The 14,369-nt window shown below is 73.2% G+C and carries 12 protein-coding genes; 10 read left to right on the forward strand and 2 right to left on the reverse strand.

Features of this window, described 5'->3' with window-relative positions; genetic code table 11:
• Positions 1-40 precede the first annotated feature (40 nt).
• A complete protein-coding gene (locus BJ983_RS20295) occupies positions 41-859 on the reverse strand; it encodes a DNA-formamidopyrimidine glycosylase family protein (protein WP_179795468.1) in 819 nt (272 codons plus the stop codon).
• A 142-nt stretch (positions 860-1,001) separates the two neighbouring features.
• Here BJ983_RS20295 and BJ983_RS20300 point away from each other — a divergent pair, with 142 nt between their 5' ends.
• The 8 genes from BJ983_RS20300 (at position 1,002) to BJ983_RS20335 (ending at position 9,225) form a co-directional block, all read left to right on the forward strand.
• On the forward strand, positions 1,002-1,466 hold the full coding sequence (locus tag BJ983_RS20300; protein WP_179795469.1) for a nucleoside deaminase: 465 nt from the start codon (positions 1,002-1,004) through the stop codon (positions 1,464-1,466).
• Positions 1,463-2,431: an isopenicillin N synthase family dioxygenase gene (locus BJ983_RS20305; protein ID WP_179795470.1), complete on the forward strand. Its 969-nt coding sequence runs from the start codon at positions 1,463-1,465 to the stop codon at positions 2,429-2,431. Before BJ983_RS20300 ends, BJ983_RS20305 begins: the two co-directional genes overlap by 4 nt.
• 10 nt (positions 2,432-2,441) lie before the next feature.
• Complete coding sequence (locus BJ983_RS20310; protein ID WP_179795471.1) at positions 2,442-3,848, forward strand: purine-cytosine permease family protein; 1,407 nt, start codon at positions 2,442-2,444, stop codon at positions 3,846-3,848.
• A gap of 129 nt (positions 3,849-3,977) precedes the next feature.
• On the forward strand, positions 3,978-5,489 hold the full coding sequence (locus tag BJ983_RS20315) for an acyl-CoA synthetase (protein WP_179795472.1): 1,512 nt from the start codon (positions 3,978-3,980) through the stop codon (positions 5,487-5,489).
• The gene (locus BJ983_RS20320) at positions 5,486-6,652 is read left to right on the forward strand and encodes an acyl-CoA dehydrogenase family protein (RefSeq protein ID WP_343054271.1); all 1,167 of its coding nucleotides are present in this window, start codon (positions 5,486-5,488) and stop codon (positions 6,650-6,652) included. Before BJ983_RS20315 ends, BJ983_RS20320 begins: the two co-directional genes overlap by 4 nt.
• 182 nt (positions 6,653-6,834) lie before the next feature.
• Positions 6,835-7,404 (forward strand): hypothetical protein, encoded by a 570-nt coding sequence (locus BJ983_RS20325; protein ID WP_179795473.1) that lies wholly within the window; start codon positions 6,835-6,837, stop codon positions 7,402-7,404.
• A 52-nt stretch (positions 7,405-7,456) separates the two neighbouring features.
• Positions 7,457-8,755: an aminotransferase class V-fold PLP-dependent enzyme gene (locus tag BJ983_RS20330; RefSeq protein ID WP_179795474.1), complete on the forward strand. Its 1,299-nt coding sequence runs from the start codon at positions 7,457-7,459 to the stop codon at positions 8,753-8,755.
• The gene (locus tag BJ983_RS20335; protein WP_179795475.1) at positions 8,755-9,225 is read left to right on the forward strand and encodes a CoA-binding protein; all 471 of its coding nucleotides are present in this window, start codon (positions 8,755-8,757) and stop codon (positions 9,223-9,225) included. Before BJ983_RS20330 ends, BJ983_RS20335 begins: the two co-directional genes overlap by 1 nt.
• Before the next feature lie 57 nt (positions 9,226-9,282).
• Here BJ983_RS20335 and BJ983_RS20340 read toward each other — a convergent pair whose 3' ends face one another.
• Positions 9,283-9,702 carry a hypothetical protein gene (locus BJ983_RS20340; RefSeq protein WP_179795476.1) on the reverse strand — a complete coding sequence of 140 codons (420 nt, stop codon included), beginning with the start codon at positions 9,700-9,702 and terminating at the stop codon, positions 9,283-9,285.
• A 120-nt stretch (positions 9,703-9,822) separates the two neighbouring features.
• Here BJ983_RS20340 and BJ983_RS20345 point away from each other — a divergent pair, with 120 nt between their 5' ends.
• Positions 9,823-10,275 (forward strand): GNAT family N-acetyltransferase, encoded by a 453-nt coding sequence (locus tag BJ983_RS20345; protein ID WP_179795477.1) that lies wholly within the window; start codon positions 9,823-9,825, stop codon positions 10,273-10,275.
• Positions 10,276-10,352: 77 nt separating this feature from the next.
• Entirely contained in the window at positions 10,353-14,363 is a 4,011-nt protein-coding gene (gene hrpA / locus BJ983_RS20350; protein WP_179795478.1) for an ATP-dependent RNA helicase HrpA, read from the forward strand.
• The last annotated feature ends 6 nt before the right edge of the window (positions 14,364-14,369 follow it).

The raw sequence follows: 14,369 nt of genomic DNA on the forward strand, positions 1-14,369 counted from the left end.
TCCCCGCGGGCGACGTGGTCGGGACGCGAGCGTAGGTGGTTCACGCCTGTTCGGCGCTGCACCACCAGGTCGTCCGACTTCCCACGGTTCCCTTCTCCATGGGTGCCCCACACCGGGGACAGGTCTCGTCCTTCTTCCGGAACGGGATGACCTCGCCCGTGTGCACGCCGCCGTGCTTGATCGCCTCCCGCGTGGCGTGGCGCAGGACCCGTCGGAGCTCGTCGAGCTCGTCGGTCGAGAGCTCTCCCGACGGCCGGTGCGGGTCGAGCTTCGCCTCCCACAGGGTCTCGTCGGCGAGGAGGTTCCCGACGCCGGCGATGGCGCTCTGGTCGAGCAGCCTCGCCTTGATGGGGGCGGTGCCCTTGCCGATCCGCTCGCGGAACTCGTCGCGGGTGATCTCGTAGGCGTCCGGGCCGAGCGCCTCGAGGTCGGGCTCGAGCCGCACCCGCCCGAGCCGCCGCTTGTCGAAGAGCTTGAAGGTCCCGCCGTCGTCGAAGAAGAAGGTGACGCGGTCCCACTCCGGCTTCTGCTTCTCCTCGGTGGACTTCTTCGGCAGGCCGCCGGCGTACTCGGAGTCGCGGTCGCCGTCGGGTCCGGTGATGCGGATGCGGCCGCCCATGCCGAGGTGCACGCCGAGGTTCGGGCCCGGCTCGCCGTCGGCGGTGACCGTCTCGCACCACATCGTCTTGCCGAGCCGCTTCGCCGCCGTCAGCTTCCCGCCGACCAGCGCCTTCGCGATCTCGCCGGGCTTGTGCGGACGGCACACGTACTCGTCGGTGTCGTCGACGTCGGTGATGGTGCGGTCCAGCGCCTTCTCCAGGACCTGGCGGGCGCTCTCCACCTCGGGCAGCTCGGGCACCCCGTCGTGATACCCCCGTTCCCCCGGCTCACGCCCGGGCACCGTCCCGGGCGGCTCCTCCGGCCCCATCAGTCGAACGGGTGACACTCGATCCGCTCGGCGGACACTTAACGTCCATGTCACCTCCGGGAAGATCGGAAGGATGACGCTGCACCCCGTGCCCTCCCCCTCCGAGATGCTCGCCGTCGCGCTGCGTGAGGCGCGCACCGGCTACGACGAGGGCGGGGTCCCGGTGGGCGCCGCCCTCTTCGGTCCCGACGGCGAGCTCCTCGGGGCCGGGCAGAACCGGCGCGTCCAGGACGGCGACCCCGCGACGCACGGCGAGACGGCCGCCTTCCGGGCCGCCGGGCGCCGCCCCGACTACGCGGGCACCACGATGGTCACCACCCTCTCCCCCTGCTTCTTCTGCGCCGGCCTCATCCGGCAGTTCCGCATCCCGCGACTGGTGGTCGGGGAGGCCCGCACCTTCGGCGGGCAGCACGCCTGGCTCGCGGAGCACGGCGTCGAGGTCACGGTGCTCGACGACCCGGAGTGCGCCGAGCTGATGAGTCGCTTCGCCGCCGAGCAGCCGGACACCTGGCTCGAGGACATCGGGGGGCCCGAATGACCGGGATTCCGCTGGTCGACATCGCGGACGGGGCCACCCCCGCCGTCGGGAAGGCCGTCGACGAGGCGCTGCGGACCTCCGGGTTCCTGCTGGTCACGGGCCACGGCGTTCCCGACGACGGGCGTCGCGCGGCCCGGGCGGCCGCCCGCGAGTTCTTCGCCCTGCCCACCGCGGTGAAGCAGCGCTACGCCGTCGCGGTCGGCGGGCACGGCTACCTCGGGCCGGGCGCGGAGGCGAACGCGGCCGCCGAGGGGACGACCGGGCCGCCCGACCTCAAGGAGTCGTGGACGGTCGGTGCCGACGACCCGACCGGCGACGCGGAGATCGACGCGGTCTGGTTCGCCGCCAACGTGTGGCCGGTGGAGGTGCCGGCGCTGCAACGCGAGCTCGAGGCGCACATGGCCCGGATGCGGGCGGTCGCGGACACCCTGCTGGAGATCGGCGCTGTCGGACTGGGCCTGCCGGCCGACCACTTCACCCGGCACACCGGGCACCCGAGCTACACCCTCAACGTCAACCGGTACCCGCCGCTGACCGAGGTCGGACCGCCCGGCGAGGACCAGTTCCGGATCGGGCCGCACACCGACTTCGGCACGTTCACCGTCCTCGACCGTGAGCCAGGTGCCGGCGGCCTGCAGGTCGACATGAGCGGGGCGAGCGGAGCGACGGGGGACGACGGGGCCGTCTGGGTCGACGCCCCGTACGTCGAGGGCGCCTTCACGATCAACGTCGGGGACCTGCTCTCCCGCTGGACCGGCGAGCGGTGGCGCTCGACCCGCCACCGCGTCCTGCCGCCGCAGGCCACGGCGCCGGACGAGGACCTCGTCAGCCTCGTCTACTTCTACGAACTGAACCCGCACACCGTCGTCGAGTCCCTCGGCCCGCCCGTCGGGCACACCGCCGCGCCGCCCGTCCGGGCCGCGGACTACCTGGCGGACAAGCTCGCCGCCATCACCGTCGCGTGAGGAGCCAGCCATGACGGTCACCGAGGAACCGGCGGACGTCGTCGTCCGGGAAGGCGTGTACGGCGACAAGGTCGTCGCCGTCGAGCCCGGCGGCGCGGAGTTCATCCCGCTCGCCGAGCGCCACGGGCGCCCACGGCAGTTGTTCTGGACGTGGTGCTCGCCCAACCTCGAGTTCGCGACGATCTTCGTCGGGGTGCTCGCGGTCGGCGCGTTCTCGCTGGGGTTCTGGGGGGCCTTCCTCGGCATCCTCGTCGGGACCGCGCTGGGGTCGCTCACGCACGGGCTGCTGTCGGCGCGCGGCCCGGCGGCCGGGGTGCCGATGATGGTGCTCTCGCGGCTGGGCTTCGGGTTCACCGGCAACGCGCTGCCGGCGGGCCTGAACGCCGTGGTCGGGGGCATCGGCTGGTTCGCGGTCAACAGCGTGTCCGGGGCGCTCGCCCTGTCGACGCTGACCGGGATGCCCGGCTGGGTGGCGCTGCTGATCGTGGCCGCGGTGCAGATCGGGGTGGCCCTGCTCGGGCACAACCTGATCCACGGGTTCGAGAAGCTCGTGCTGCCGGTCCTCGCGGTGGTCTTCGCGATCACGTCGGTCGTCATCCTGACGCAGGTCGACACCACCTTCGTGCCCACGGGCGGGCAGCCCGCGGGGACGGTCGCGGGCTTCCTCCTCACGGTCGGCGCGACGTTCGGCTACGCCGCCGGCTGGAACCCCTACGCCACCGACTACACCCGCTACCTGCCCGCCGACGCGAGCCCGCGGGCGGTCGGCTGGGCGGCCGGACTGGGCGTGTTCGTGCCCTGCCTGGTGCTGGAGACGGTCGGGGCGGCGTCGGCCACCATCGGCGGGATCGGCGGCGGCGCGCTGGACGACCCGACCGGGGTGTTCACCGGGCACCTGCCCGGCTGGCTCGGGGCGCTGACCCTGCTGTGCATCGCCGTGGGCGCGATCGCCGCGAACGCGATCAACATCTACTCGGGCTCGATGTCGTTCGTCGCACTCGGCATCAAGCTGCCGCTGACGCTGCGGCGGGCGCTGGCCGTGGGCGTGTTCGGCGTGCTCGGCTTCGTCGTCGCCCTGCTCGGCCTCGCCGACGCCGGCCACGCCTACGAGGGCTTCCTGCTGATCATCGCCTACTGGATCGGCCCGTGGCTGGCGGTCGTGTTCGTCGACCGGTGGCTGCGCCGGGGCAGCGGTGAGCAGCTGCTGTTCGACACCTCGTACCGCAACCACGCCGGCCCGATCGCGATGCTCGCCGGGATCGTCGTGTCGATCGTGCTGTTCGCCAACCAGACCTCGTTCACCGGGATCGTCGCCTCGGCGGTGCCGCAGGTCGGGGACATCGCCTTCGAGGTCGGGTTCCTCGTGTCGGCGGCGGTCTACTGGGCGCTGCGGCGGGGGGCGACGACGGAAGCATGATCATCGAGCACCCTCGGTGCCCGTCCGGGTCGCCGGACCACCGAGGGTGCTCGCTCGTCGTCGACCCTCTTGGCAACCACCGGCGCGTCCGGGCAGGTTGTACCGGGGTCGCGGCGACGAGGGAGTCGGATGGACGAGAGCATCGGGGCGTGGGTGGCCCGGCGGGCGGAGCGTTCGCCGGACGCGGTGGCCCTGGTCGACGGACCGAGCGGTGCCCGCACGACGTACGCCGAGCTCGACGACCGGGTGTCCGCCCGCGCAGCCGACCTCGCGGGGCTCGGCGTCGGGCCCGGTGACCGCGTCGCCCTGCTCGGCGAGAACTCGTGCGCCTCCCTCGAGTGGCTGTTCGCCGTCGCCCGGATCGGCGCGATCACGGTGCCGGTGAACGTGCGGCTCGCCCCCGCCGAGGTGGCGTTCGTGCTCGCCGACGCCGGCGCCACGCTGCTGATCCGCTCGACGGCCTTCGAGGCGCTCGGCGACGCGGCGGCCGCGGAGCTCGACGCGGCCCCCACGCTGGTGGACCTGGCCACCGAGCCCGGCCCGATCCGTCGTCGGGAGGGGGATCCCGCGCCCGGACGGGGCGACGAGCCCTGCGTGATCATGTACACCTCGGGGACCACCGGCCGCCCGAAGGGCGCGGTGCTGACGCACGACAACATGCTGTGGAACGCCGTCAACCTGTGCGTGGCGGGCCCCGGCATCGCCTCGACCGACGTGACGATCGCGGCGGCGCCGCTGTTCCACATCGGTGCGCTCGGGCTGTCGGCGCTCCCGCTGCTCTACGCGGGCGGGACGGTCGTGGTGGTGCCGTCGTTCGACCCGGTCGGCTTCCTCGACCTGATGGCCTCCGAGGGCGTGACGACGCAGTTCCTCGTGCCCGCGATGTGGGCCGCGCTGACCCGGGTCCCCGACCTCGCCGAGCGCTCCTTCCTCGCCCTGCGCTGGGCGATCTCGGGTGGGGCGCCGTGCCCCGTCGTCGTGATCGAGCGGTTCCTCGCGCTCGGCTGGACGTTCACCGAGGGCTTCGGGATGACCGAGCTGTCGCCCGCCGCGCTGTTCCTCGACGCGGCGGACGTGGTGTCCCGCGCCGGCTCGGTGGGGCGGCCGTTCCTCCACGTCGACGCGCGGCTGGTCGGTCCCGACGACGAGCTCGTGGACGCGGGTGAGGTCGGCGAACTGGTGCTGCGCGGACCGACGGTCTTCGCGGGCTACTGGAACCGGCCGGAGGAGACCGCCGAGGCGATGCGCGGCGGCTGGTTCCACTCCGGGGACCTCGGCGTGCGCGACGAGGACGGGTTCGTCACCCTGGTCGACCGCAAGAAGGACATGATCATCACAGGTGGGGAGAACGTGTACCCGGTCGAGGTCGAGCAGGTGCTGCACCGCCATCCCGCGGTGTCCGACGTGGCCGTCGTCGGGGTCGGCGACCCGCAGTGGGGCGAGTCGGTGCTCGCGGTGGTGGTCGCCGAGGGCGCCACCGCCGAGGAGCTGATCGCCTTCGCCCGGGACCGGATCGCGCACTTCAAGGCCCCGAGCCGGGTCGAGTTCGTCCCCGAGCTGCCGCGCAACGCGACGGGCAAGCTGCTCAAGCGGGTGCTGCGGGAGCAGTTCGCCGGCTCGGCCGCGGCGGTGTCGCGGTGACGGCGACCGTGGAGCGGGCCGAGCGGTCCCCCTGGGACACCGAGGAGCGCCGCGAGCTGCGGGCCCTGGTGCGGCGCTTCACCGAGCGGGAGATCGTCCCGTCGCTGCCGGACTGGGAGGACGCCGGCGCGATGCCGCGGGAGCTGCACCGGCGGGCCGGGGAGCTGGGCCTGCTGGCGCTCGGCTTCCCGGAGAGCGCGGGCGGGGAGGGCGGGCACCTCGACTCGGCGATCGCCACCGAGGAGCTGATCCTCGCGGGCGGGTCGAGCGGGGTGGTCGCGGGCCTGTTCACGCACGGCATCGCCGCACCGCACATCGCGCTGCACGGCTCGCCGGAACTGGTCGACCGCTTCGTGCGCCCGACCCTGCGCGGCGAGCTCATCGGGTCGCTCGGCATCACCGAGCCGGGCACCGGCTCCGACGTCGCCGCCGTCACCACCCGCGCCGCGCGCGACGGCGACGACTACGTGGTGACCGGCGCGAAGACCTTCATCACCTCCGGCACCCGCGCGGACTTCGTGACGACGGCCGTGCGCACCGGCGGCCCCGGCCACCGCGGTATCTCGCTGCTGGTCATCGAGACCGCCCGGCCCGGCGTGCACCGCACCGCGCTGCGCAAGATGGGCTGGCACTGCTCCGACACCGCCACGATCTCGCTCGACGAGGTCCGCGTCCCGGCGTCGAACCTGGTCGGGGCCGAAGGCAGCGGGTTCCGGCAGATCATGGAGCGGTTCGGGTCCGAGCGGCTCTCGCTCGCCGTCCAGGCGACCGCCACCGCCCAACGTTGCGTCGACCTGACGATCGCCTGGGCGCGGCAGCGCGAGACGTTCGGGGCGCCGCTCGCGACCCGGCAGGTCGTCCGGCACAGGATCGCGCAGATGGCGCGCCGGGCGACGGTCGCCCGGGTCTACGTGCGTGACGTGTTCCTGCGGTGGGAGGCCGGCGACGACGTCGTCACCGAGCTCGCGATGGCCAAGAACCAGGCCGTCGAGGCGTGCGACTGGGTGGTCGACCAGGCGGTCCAGCTGCACGGCGGCGCCGGGTACCTGCACGGGGTCGAGGTGGAGCGGCACTACCGCGACGCCCGCATCCTGGGCATCGGTGGCGGGACGAACGAGATCATGGACGAGGTGATCGCGGCCCGGCTGGGGCTCGACGGCTGAACCGATCGGGCCACGGAGGTGCGAGCGGCGGGCGATCGGGTATGCCTGGCCCCATGACCGAGCCGCAGGACGACACCGTCCGGAGCCTCATCGCCCAGGCCCGCGAGGAAATCCTCGACGAGCAGACCGAATCCAGCGAGAAGGCCGCCCAGGAAGCCGCCGAGTGACATAGCTTACGTCGTGTGAACGCACCGTTCGGTTCTGCCGAGCCCCAGCAGCCCGGACACGGGGTCCCGCCTCCCGGGTACGGGACCCCCGCGCCCGAGCCCGCGTCCGTCCGGACCGCGTTCCTGCTCTGGTGCGTGGCGCTCGCCCTCTACGTCATCGCACAACTGCTCGGCGTGCTCTTCCCGCCGTCGGCCGCGGACTACGCCGCGTACTTCGAGAGCCTCGGCCTGCCGCCTGCGGCACAGCAGCAGGCCATGGCGAACATCGGCTCGGCGACGACCATCGCCTCCGTCGTCGGACTGGTGGTCACCGTGGTGGTGGCGGCGGTCTTCCTCTGGTTCGGGCTCCGGGTGCGCGCGGGCGCGAACTGGGCCCGCATCACCACCGCGATCCTCGCCGGCGTCGGCATCCTGTTCTCCCTGGGTGGCGCCGTCACCTCCCTCGTCGCCCCGGTGCCCGTGGCGGCCGGGGGCGTGCCGTCGGTGCTCCAGCTCGTCACCGCCGTCCTCCTCGTCGGGTACCTGGTCCTGTTGTTCCGGAAGCCGTCGAGCGAGTACTTCGCGTCCCGCGCCGTGCCGCGTTGACCGAGATCGATCCGCGCTGACGCGGGTCGTCCGGGCGTGTAGAACGGCGGACGTGGAGAACGCGGAACGACCCTGGGGCTTCGCCACGCGCGCGGTCCACGCCGGCGCGGTGCCCGATTCCTCGGTCGGCGCCCGGGCGGTCCCGATCTACCAGTCGACGAGCTTCGTCTTCGAGGACACCGCAGACGCGGCGAACCTGTTCGCGCTGCAGAAGTACGGGAACATCTACAGCCGCATCGCGAACCCCACCGTGGCGGCGTTCGAGGAGCGGGTCGCGAGCCTCGAGGGCGCCCTCGGGGCCGTCGCCACGGCCTCCGGCCAGGCTGCGGAGTTCCTCACCTTCGCCTGTCTGGCGGGCGCGGGCGACCACGTCGTGAGCGCCGCCAGCCTCTACGGCGGCACCGTCACCCAGCTCGACGTCACGCTGCGCCGCTTCGGGGTCGACACCACGTTCGTCGCGGGGGATGACCCGGAGGCCTTCCGCGCGGCGATCCGGCCGGAGACCCGGTTCGTGTTCGCCGAGATGGTCACCAACCCCTCCGGCGAGGTCACCGACGTCGAGGCCCTGGCGGCGGTCGCGCACGAGGCGCGGATCCCGCTGATCATCGACGCCACCACGGCCACGCCCTACCTGTGCCGTCCGATGGAGCACGGCGCGGACATCGTCATCCACTCGGCCACGAAGTTCATCGGGGGCCACGGCACCACGCTCGGTGGTGTGGTCTGCGAGTCCGGCCGCTTCGACTGGGGCAACGGCAACTTCCCGCAGATGACGGAGTCGATCCCCTCCTACGGCGGGCTCTCCTGGTGGGGCAACTTCCAGGAGTACGGCTTCCTGACGAAGCTGCGGTCCGAGCAGCTGCGCGACATCGGCGCCTCGCTGTCCCCCCACTCGGCGTTCCTGCTGCTGCAGGGCGTGGAGACGCTGCCGCAGCGGATGGCCGCGCACGTCGCGAACGCCCAGCGGGTCGCGGAGTGGCTCGAGGCCGACGACCGGGTCGACTGGGTCCGCTACTCGGGGCTCCCCAGCCACCCCCACTACGAGCGTGCCCGCCACTACCTGCCGCAGGGCCCCGGCGCGGTGTTCGCCTTCGGGGTGAAGGGCGGCCGCGACGCCGGCCGACGCTTCATCGAGTCGGTGCAGCTCTGCAGCCACCTCGCCAACATCGGGGACGCCCGCACGCTGGTGCTGCACCCGGCGTCGACCACCCACCAGCAGCTCTCCGAGGACCAGCTGCGGGAGGGCGGGGTGCGCCCCGACCTGATCCGCATCAGCGTCGGCATCGAGGACGTCGACGACATCCTCTGGGACCTCGACCAGGCCCTCACCGTGGCCACGAAGGACGCCTGATGAGCTGGGACGGCCCCACCGCACTGGACCGGCAGCAGATCCTGCGGGACACGAGGAGCGTGGCGATGGTGGGCGCGTCGGCGAACCCGGCGCGCGCGTCGAACTTCGTCGCCACCTACCTGCTGTCGAGCACCGACTTCGACGTCTACTTCGTCAACCCGAACGCCACCGAGATCCTCGGGAAGCCGGTCTACCCGTCGCTGGCGGAGCTCCCCGTGGTGCCCGACCTCGTCGACGTCTTCCGCCGCCCCGAGGACCTGCCCTCGGTGCTCGACGCGACCATCGAGGCCGGCGCCAGGACGTTCTGGCTGCAGTTCGGGCTCTACGACGAGGAGCTCGCGCGGCGCGGCGAGGAGGCCGGGCTGACGGTCGTGATGGACCGGTGCCTCAAGGTCGAGCACGCCCGCTTCCACGGCGGGCTGCACCTCGCCGGCTTCAACACCGGGGTCATCAGCGCGAAGCGGAGGTGACTGCGAGTGCGGCGGAGTGCGTCAGCCGTGACGCACTCCGCCGCACTCGCGTCGGGGCTACGCCCGGGCGCGAGCCGAGGGCAGGAACGCCCACACGGCGACGGCCACGGCGCCGATCGTGAGGATCATGGCGCCGGGGACGTGGATCCACAGCGTCGACCGGCCGCCGTAGTAGGCCTGCACGAACGACAGCACGAACACGAGCAGGGCGGTGACGGCGGGCCAGAGGGCGGCGCCGCGGAGCCGCCAGAACGCGAAGGCGGCGATCATGGCGATGCCGGACAGGACGTGGAGCACGATCGCCCCGGCCGCGTGGGACGCCTCGAAGGCGTCGTTCACCGGACGGTTGACCAGCTCGCCGGCCGACAGGAACTGCCAGAGCAGGTTGACGACGGTGAGCACCGCGAACACGCGCACCGTCGTCAGGATCGGATCGGACGTCCGCTGCGCCGGCACCGTGTCCGTCGTGTGAGCCATCAGTGGGTTCCCCTTCGTCGCCTGGATGAGTTCGCATACCCGGAGATCGGCGAACAGAACACTTGAAAGGACAATATGCCGGGCGGCGAGCTGGCGCGGTATGAGTTCGGTAAGCATCGGGTGTCCCTGCGTCGGGCGGAGGTGTCCGACGTCCCCGCCCTCGCGGCGCTGTTCGGGGCCGATCCGGTCTCGGCGGCGCGCGGCGACTCCGGCGAGGGTGACCTGACCGACTACGAGCGGGCGTTCGCGGCGGTCGACGCCGACCCCCGGCACCTGCTGGTGGTCGCCGTCGAGGACGAGGGACCGGTCGTCGGGACCCTGCAGCTCTCGTTCCTCCCCGGGCTCGCCCGTCGCGGGGCCTGGCGCGGGCAGATCGAGGCGGTCCAGGTCGCGGCCTCCCAGCAGGGCCGCGGGGTCGGCGCCTGGATGGTCGGATGGGCCGTGGACGAGTCCCGACGACGGGGGTGCGGGCTGGTGCAGCTGACCAGCGCGACCGAGCGGGTCGACGCGCACCGGTTCTACGAGCGGCTCGGCTTCACGGCGAGCCACGTGGGGTTCAAGCTCACGTTCTGACCCGTCGTCGGGAAAGCACTCGCGCGGCGGGGGACAATGGGGAGTCGGCAGTCTCCTCCATCGACCCCGGGACCGGAGTGACCACAGCGACCACCCCCACCGCCGACCTCTCCGACCTGCAGCGACGCGTGCGCGCACTCGGCGGCGCCGACTCCCACCGGCTCGCCCGCCGGCTCGACGGGGCGCGGCGGATCGACGACGAGGAGAAGCGGGCCGGGACGCTCGGGAAGATCGCGGGCGACGTCGAGCGGGCCGAGCAGCGCCTGGAGCGCCGACGGGCCTCGGTCCCGGTCGTCTCCTACCCCGAGCAGCTGCCGATCTCGGCGCGCGTCGACGACATCAAGGCTGCGCTCGAGCACCACCAGGTCGTGGTGGTCGCCGGGGAGACCGGGTCGGGCAAGACGACGCAGCTGCCGAAGATCGCCCTCGAGCTCGGGCGTGGTGTCACCGGCACCATCGGGCACACCCAGCCGCGCCGGATCGCGGCGCGGACGGTGGCCGAGCGGGTCGCCGACGAGCTGGGCACCTCCGACTCCGACGTCGTCGGCTACCAGGTCCGCTTCACCAGCCGCGCGAGCGAGGACACGCTGGTCAAGCTCATGACCGACGGCATCCTGCTCGCCGAGATCCAGCAGGACCGGCTGCTGCGCCGCTACGACACGCTCATCATCGACGAGGCGCACGAGCGCAGCCTCAACATCGACTTCCTGCTCGGCTACCTCGCGCAGCTGCTGCCGCGTCGCCCCGACCTCAAGGTGATCATCACCTCGGCGACGATCGACCCGGAACGGTTCTCCGCGCACTTCGGCGACGCCCCGATCATCGAGGTCTCCGGGCGCACCTTCCCCGTCGAGATCCGTTACGAGCCGCTGGTCGACCCGGACGACCCCGCCGCCGAGGAGCGCGACCAGCTCGACGGCATCGTCGACGCCGTCACCGAGCTGCGTCGCGAGGGCCCGGGCGACGTCCTCGTGTTCCTCGCGGGCGAGCGGGAGATCCGCGACACCGCCGACGCCCTGAACGCGCTGCCCGAGAGTCCCACCGACCCGCTCGACGTGCTGCCCCTCTACGCCCGGCTCTCCGCCGCCGAGCAGCACCGGGTGTTCGAGCCGGGCCGCTCGAGCCGACGCCGCGTCGTCCTCGCCACCAACGTCGCCGAGACCTCGCTGACGGTGCCGGGCATCCGCTATGTCATCGACCCGGGCTACGCCCGCATCTCGCGCTACAGCCAGCGCACGAAGGTGCAGCGGCTGCCGATCGAGAAGATCTCGCAGGCGTCCGCCACGCAGCGCGCGGGTCGCTGCGGCCGCGTCGCGGACGGCATCTGCATCCGGCTCTACGCCGAGGACGACTTCGACGCGCGGCCCGAGTTCACCGACCCCGAGATCCAGCGCACCAACCTCGCCTCGGTGATCCTGCAGATGGCCGGGGCCAAGCTCGGGCCGGTCGAGGAGTTCCCGTTCGTCGACCCGCCGGAGCGCGCGGCGGTCCGCGACGGCGTCCGGCTGCTGACCGAGCTCGGCGCGATCGTCGACGGGGACGCCACCCGGCTCTCCGACGTCGGGCGCGACCTCGCGCGGCTGCCCGTCGACCCCCGCATCGGCCGCATGATCCTGGCCGCCGACCGGCTCGGCTGTCTGCACGAGGTCACGGTCATCGCCGCCGGCCTGTCCGCCCAGGACCCGCGCGAGCGCCCGACCGAGAAGACCGCGGAGGCCGACGCCGCGCACGCCCGCTTCACCGACCCGCGCTCGGACTTCCTGTCGTGGCTGAACCTCTGGGAACACATCCGCACCCAGCGCAAGGAGCTGACCGGGAACCGGTTCCGCAGGCAGTGCGCCGCCGAGTACCTCAACTTCCTGCGCATCCGGGAGTGGCAGGACCTCGCGGCGCAGCTGCGGCAGCTGACCGACGAGCTGGGGCTCACCCGCAACCAGCCGTCCGAGGAGATCACGAAGGACCTCGCCGACCGCGTGCACCAGGCGCTGCTCACCGGGCTGCTCTCCCAGCTCGGGCTCGCGCTCGAGCCACCGAAGCCCAAGCAGGGGCAGCCGAAGCCCAAGCGGCGCCCCATCACCGAGTACGAGGGCAGCCGGGGCGCGCGGTTCACGATCTGGCCCGGGTCGTCGCTCGCGAAGCGGCCCCCGACGTTCGTCATGGCCGCCGAGCTGGTCGAGACCTCCCGGCTCTGGGGCCGAACCGTCGCCGGGATCGACCCGCGTTGGGCCGAGGAGGCGGCGGGCGATCTGGTCACCCGCACGTACTCCGAGCCGCGCTGGTCGAAGCGGCGCGGGTCCGCCGTCGCCACGGAGCGGGTGACGCTGTTCGGGGTCCCGCTCGCGATGGACCGCAGCGTCGACTTCGGCCGGATCGACCCGGAGCTCTCCCGCGAGCTGTTCCTCCGGCACGCGCTGGTGGAGGGCGACTGGAGCACGCGGCACGAGTTCGTGCGCCGCAACGCCGCCGAGATCGAGCGGGTCGCGGAACTCGAGCGGCGGGCGCGTCGCGAGCTGCTCGTCGACGAGGAGACCCTCTACCGCTTCTACGACGAGCGGGTCCCCGCGTCGGTCGTCTCGGTGCGCCACTTCGACCGGTGGTGGCAGAAGGAGGCGCGGCGGAACCCGCGGCTGCTCGACCTGGACCCCGCGACGCTGCTCGCCCACGAGGCTCCCGACGCCGGGTCGTTCCCCGACTCCTGGCAGGCCGGGGGTCTCACCCTCCCGCTGTCCTACGCCTTCGAGCCCGGCACCGACACCGACGGCGTCACGGTCACCGTCCCGCTCGCGGTGCTGGGCCAGGTCCGCGCGGAGGACCTGGCGTGGCAGGTGCCGGGGCTGCGCGAGGAACTGCTGACCTCGCTCATCCGCACGCTGCCCAAGCCGCTGCGCCGCTCGCTCGTCCCGGCCCCCGACACCGCGCGGGCCCTGCTCGCGCGCCTGACCGCCGGCCGTCGCCCCGCGGAGGGCGAGTCGCTGCTGCGCGCTCTCACCGAGACCGTCAAGCGACTCTCCGGCGTCGACGTCCCCACCGACACGTGGAACGTCGCGGGCCTGCCGTCGCACCTGCGGCTGACGTTCGCGGTGGTGCGCGACGACGGGTCACCGGTCGCCTCGGGCGGGGACCTCGGCGCCCTGCGACGCCGCTACGCCCAGGAGACGAAGGCCGCCGTCGCGAAGGTCGCCGACGGTCTCGAGCGGCGCGGGCTGACGTCGTTCGCCGAGATCGGGGACCTGCCGCGGACCCGCGAGCAGTCCCGGGCCGGCGGCACCGTCACCGCGCACCTCGCGCTGGTCGACGAGGGTTCGACGGTGGGCGTGGGCGTGTTCGACTCCGCGCTGGAGGCCCGCGACGCGATGCGGGCCGGCACCCGGCGGCTGCTGCTGCGCTCGATCTCGTCGCCCGCGAGGTCGCTGGTGCGCTCCCTCGACAACCGCGCGACCCTGCGGCTCAAGAGCGCCATGGCCGAGTCGGACTACGCGGGGGTGGCCGACCTCGCCGACGACTGCGTCGCCGCCGCCGTCGACGGGCTCGTCGTCGCGCTCAAGGGCCCGGTCTGGCAGGCGGCGGCGTTCGAGAAGCTCCGCGGCGACGTGGCCGCCCGTCTGCCCGCCGGTGCGGCCGAGGTGCTGACGCGCGCCGAGACCGTGCTCGCCGAGGCGGGCGTCGTGCGGGGTGCCCTGGACCGGCTCCGGGCCCGACCGGGCAGCGGACTGCTCGACCCGGCGCTCGAGGACGTCCGCGACCAGCTGTCGACGCTGGTCGGGGGCCGGTTCGTCACGCGCTGGGGCGTGACCCGGCTCCCCGACGTCGCCCGCTGGCTGCGCGCGGCGGCCCGGCGTCTCGACAAGCTCGCCGAGGCCCCCCGTCGGGACGCCGAGCTCATGGCCGAGGTCCACGCCGTGGAGACGACCTACCGCACCCGACGTCGGGCCGCGGCGCAGGAACCGCGCACGTTCGACCGCGACGGCTGGGACGCGGTGGCGGTGATGCTGCAGGAGCTCCGGGTGAGCCGGTTCGCGCAGGAGGTGGGCACGGCGGGCCCGATCTCCGAGCAGCGGATCACGAAGGCGCTGACCGCCCTGGGCTGACCCGGT

The sequence above is a fragment of the Actinomycetospora corticicola genome (assembly GCF_013409505.1).
In the GTDB taxonomy this organism is placed as follows: domain Bacteria; phylum Actinomycetota; class Actinomycetes; order Mycobacteriales; family Pseudonocardiaceae; genus Actinomycetospora; species Actinomycetospora corticicola.

What these genes read in the sequence shown, in the direction of transcription:
- BJ983_RS20300 (WP_179795469.1), top strand. Translation starts at nt 1,002, where the DNA reads ATGACGCTGCACCCCGTGCCCTCCCCCTCCGAGATGCTCGCCGTCGCG.
- BJ983_RS20335 (WP_179795475.1), top strand. Translation starts at nt 8,755, where the DNA reads ATGAGCTGGGACGGCCCCACCGCACTGGACCGGCAGCAGATCCTGCGG.
- BJ983_RS20305 (WP_179795470.1), top strand. Translation starts at nt 1,463, where the DNA reads ATGACCGGGATTCCGCTGGTCGACATCGCGGACGGGGCCACCCCCGCC.
- BJ983_RS20310 (WP_179795471.1), top strand. Translation starts at nt 2,442, where the DNA reads ATGACGGTCACCGAGGAACCGGCGGACGTCGTCGTCCGGGAAGGCGTG.
- BJ983_RS20315 (WP_179795472.1), top strand. Translation starts at nt 3,978, where the DNA reads ATGGACGAGAGCATCGGGGCGTGGGTGGCCCGGCGGGCGGAGCGTTCG.
- BJ983_RS20340 (WP_179795476.1), bottom strand. Translation starts at nt 9,702, where the DNA reads ATGGCTCACACGACGGACACGGTGCCGGCGCAGCGGACGTCCGATCCG.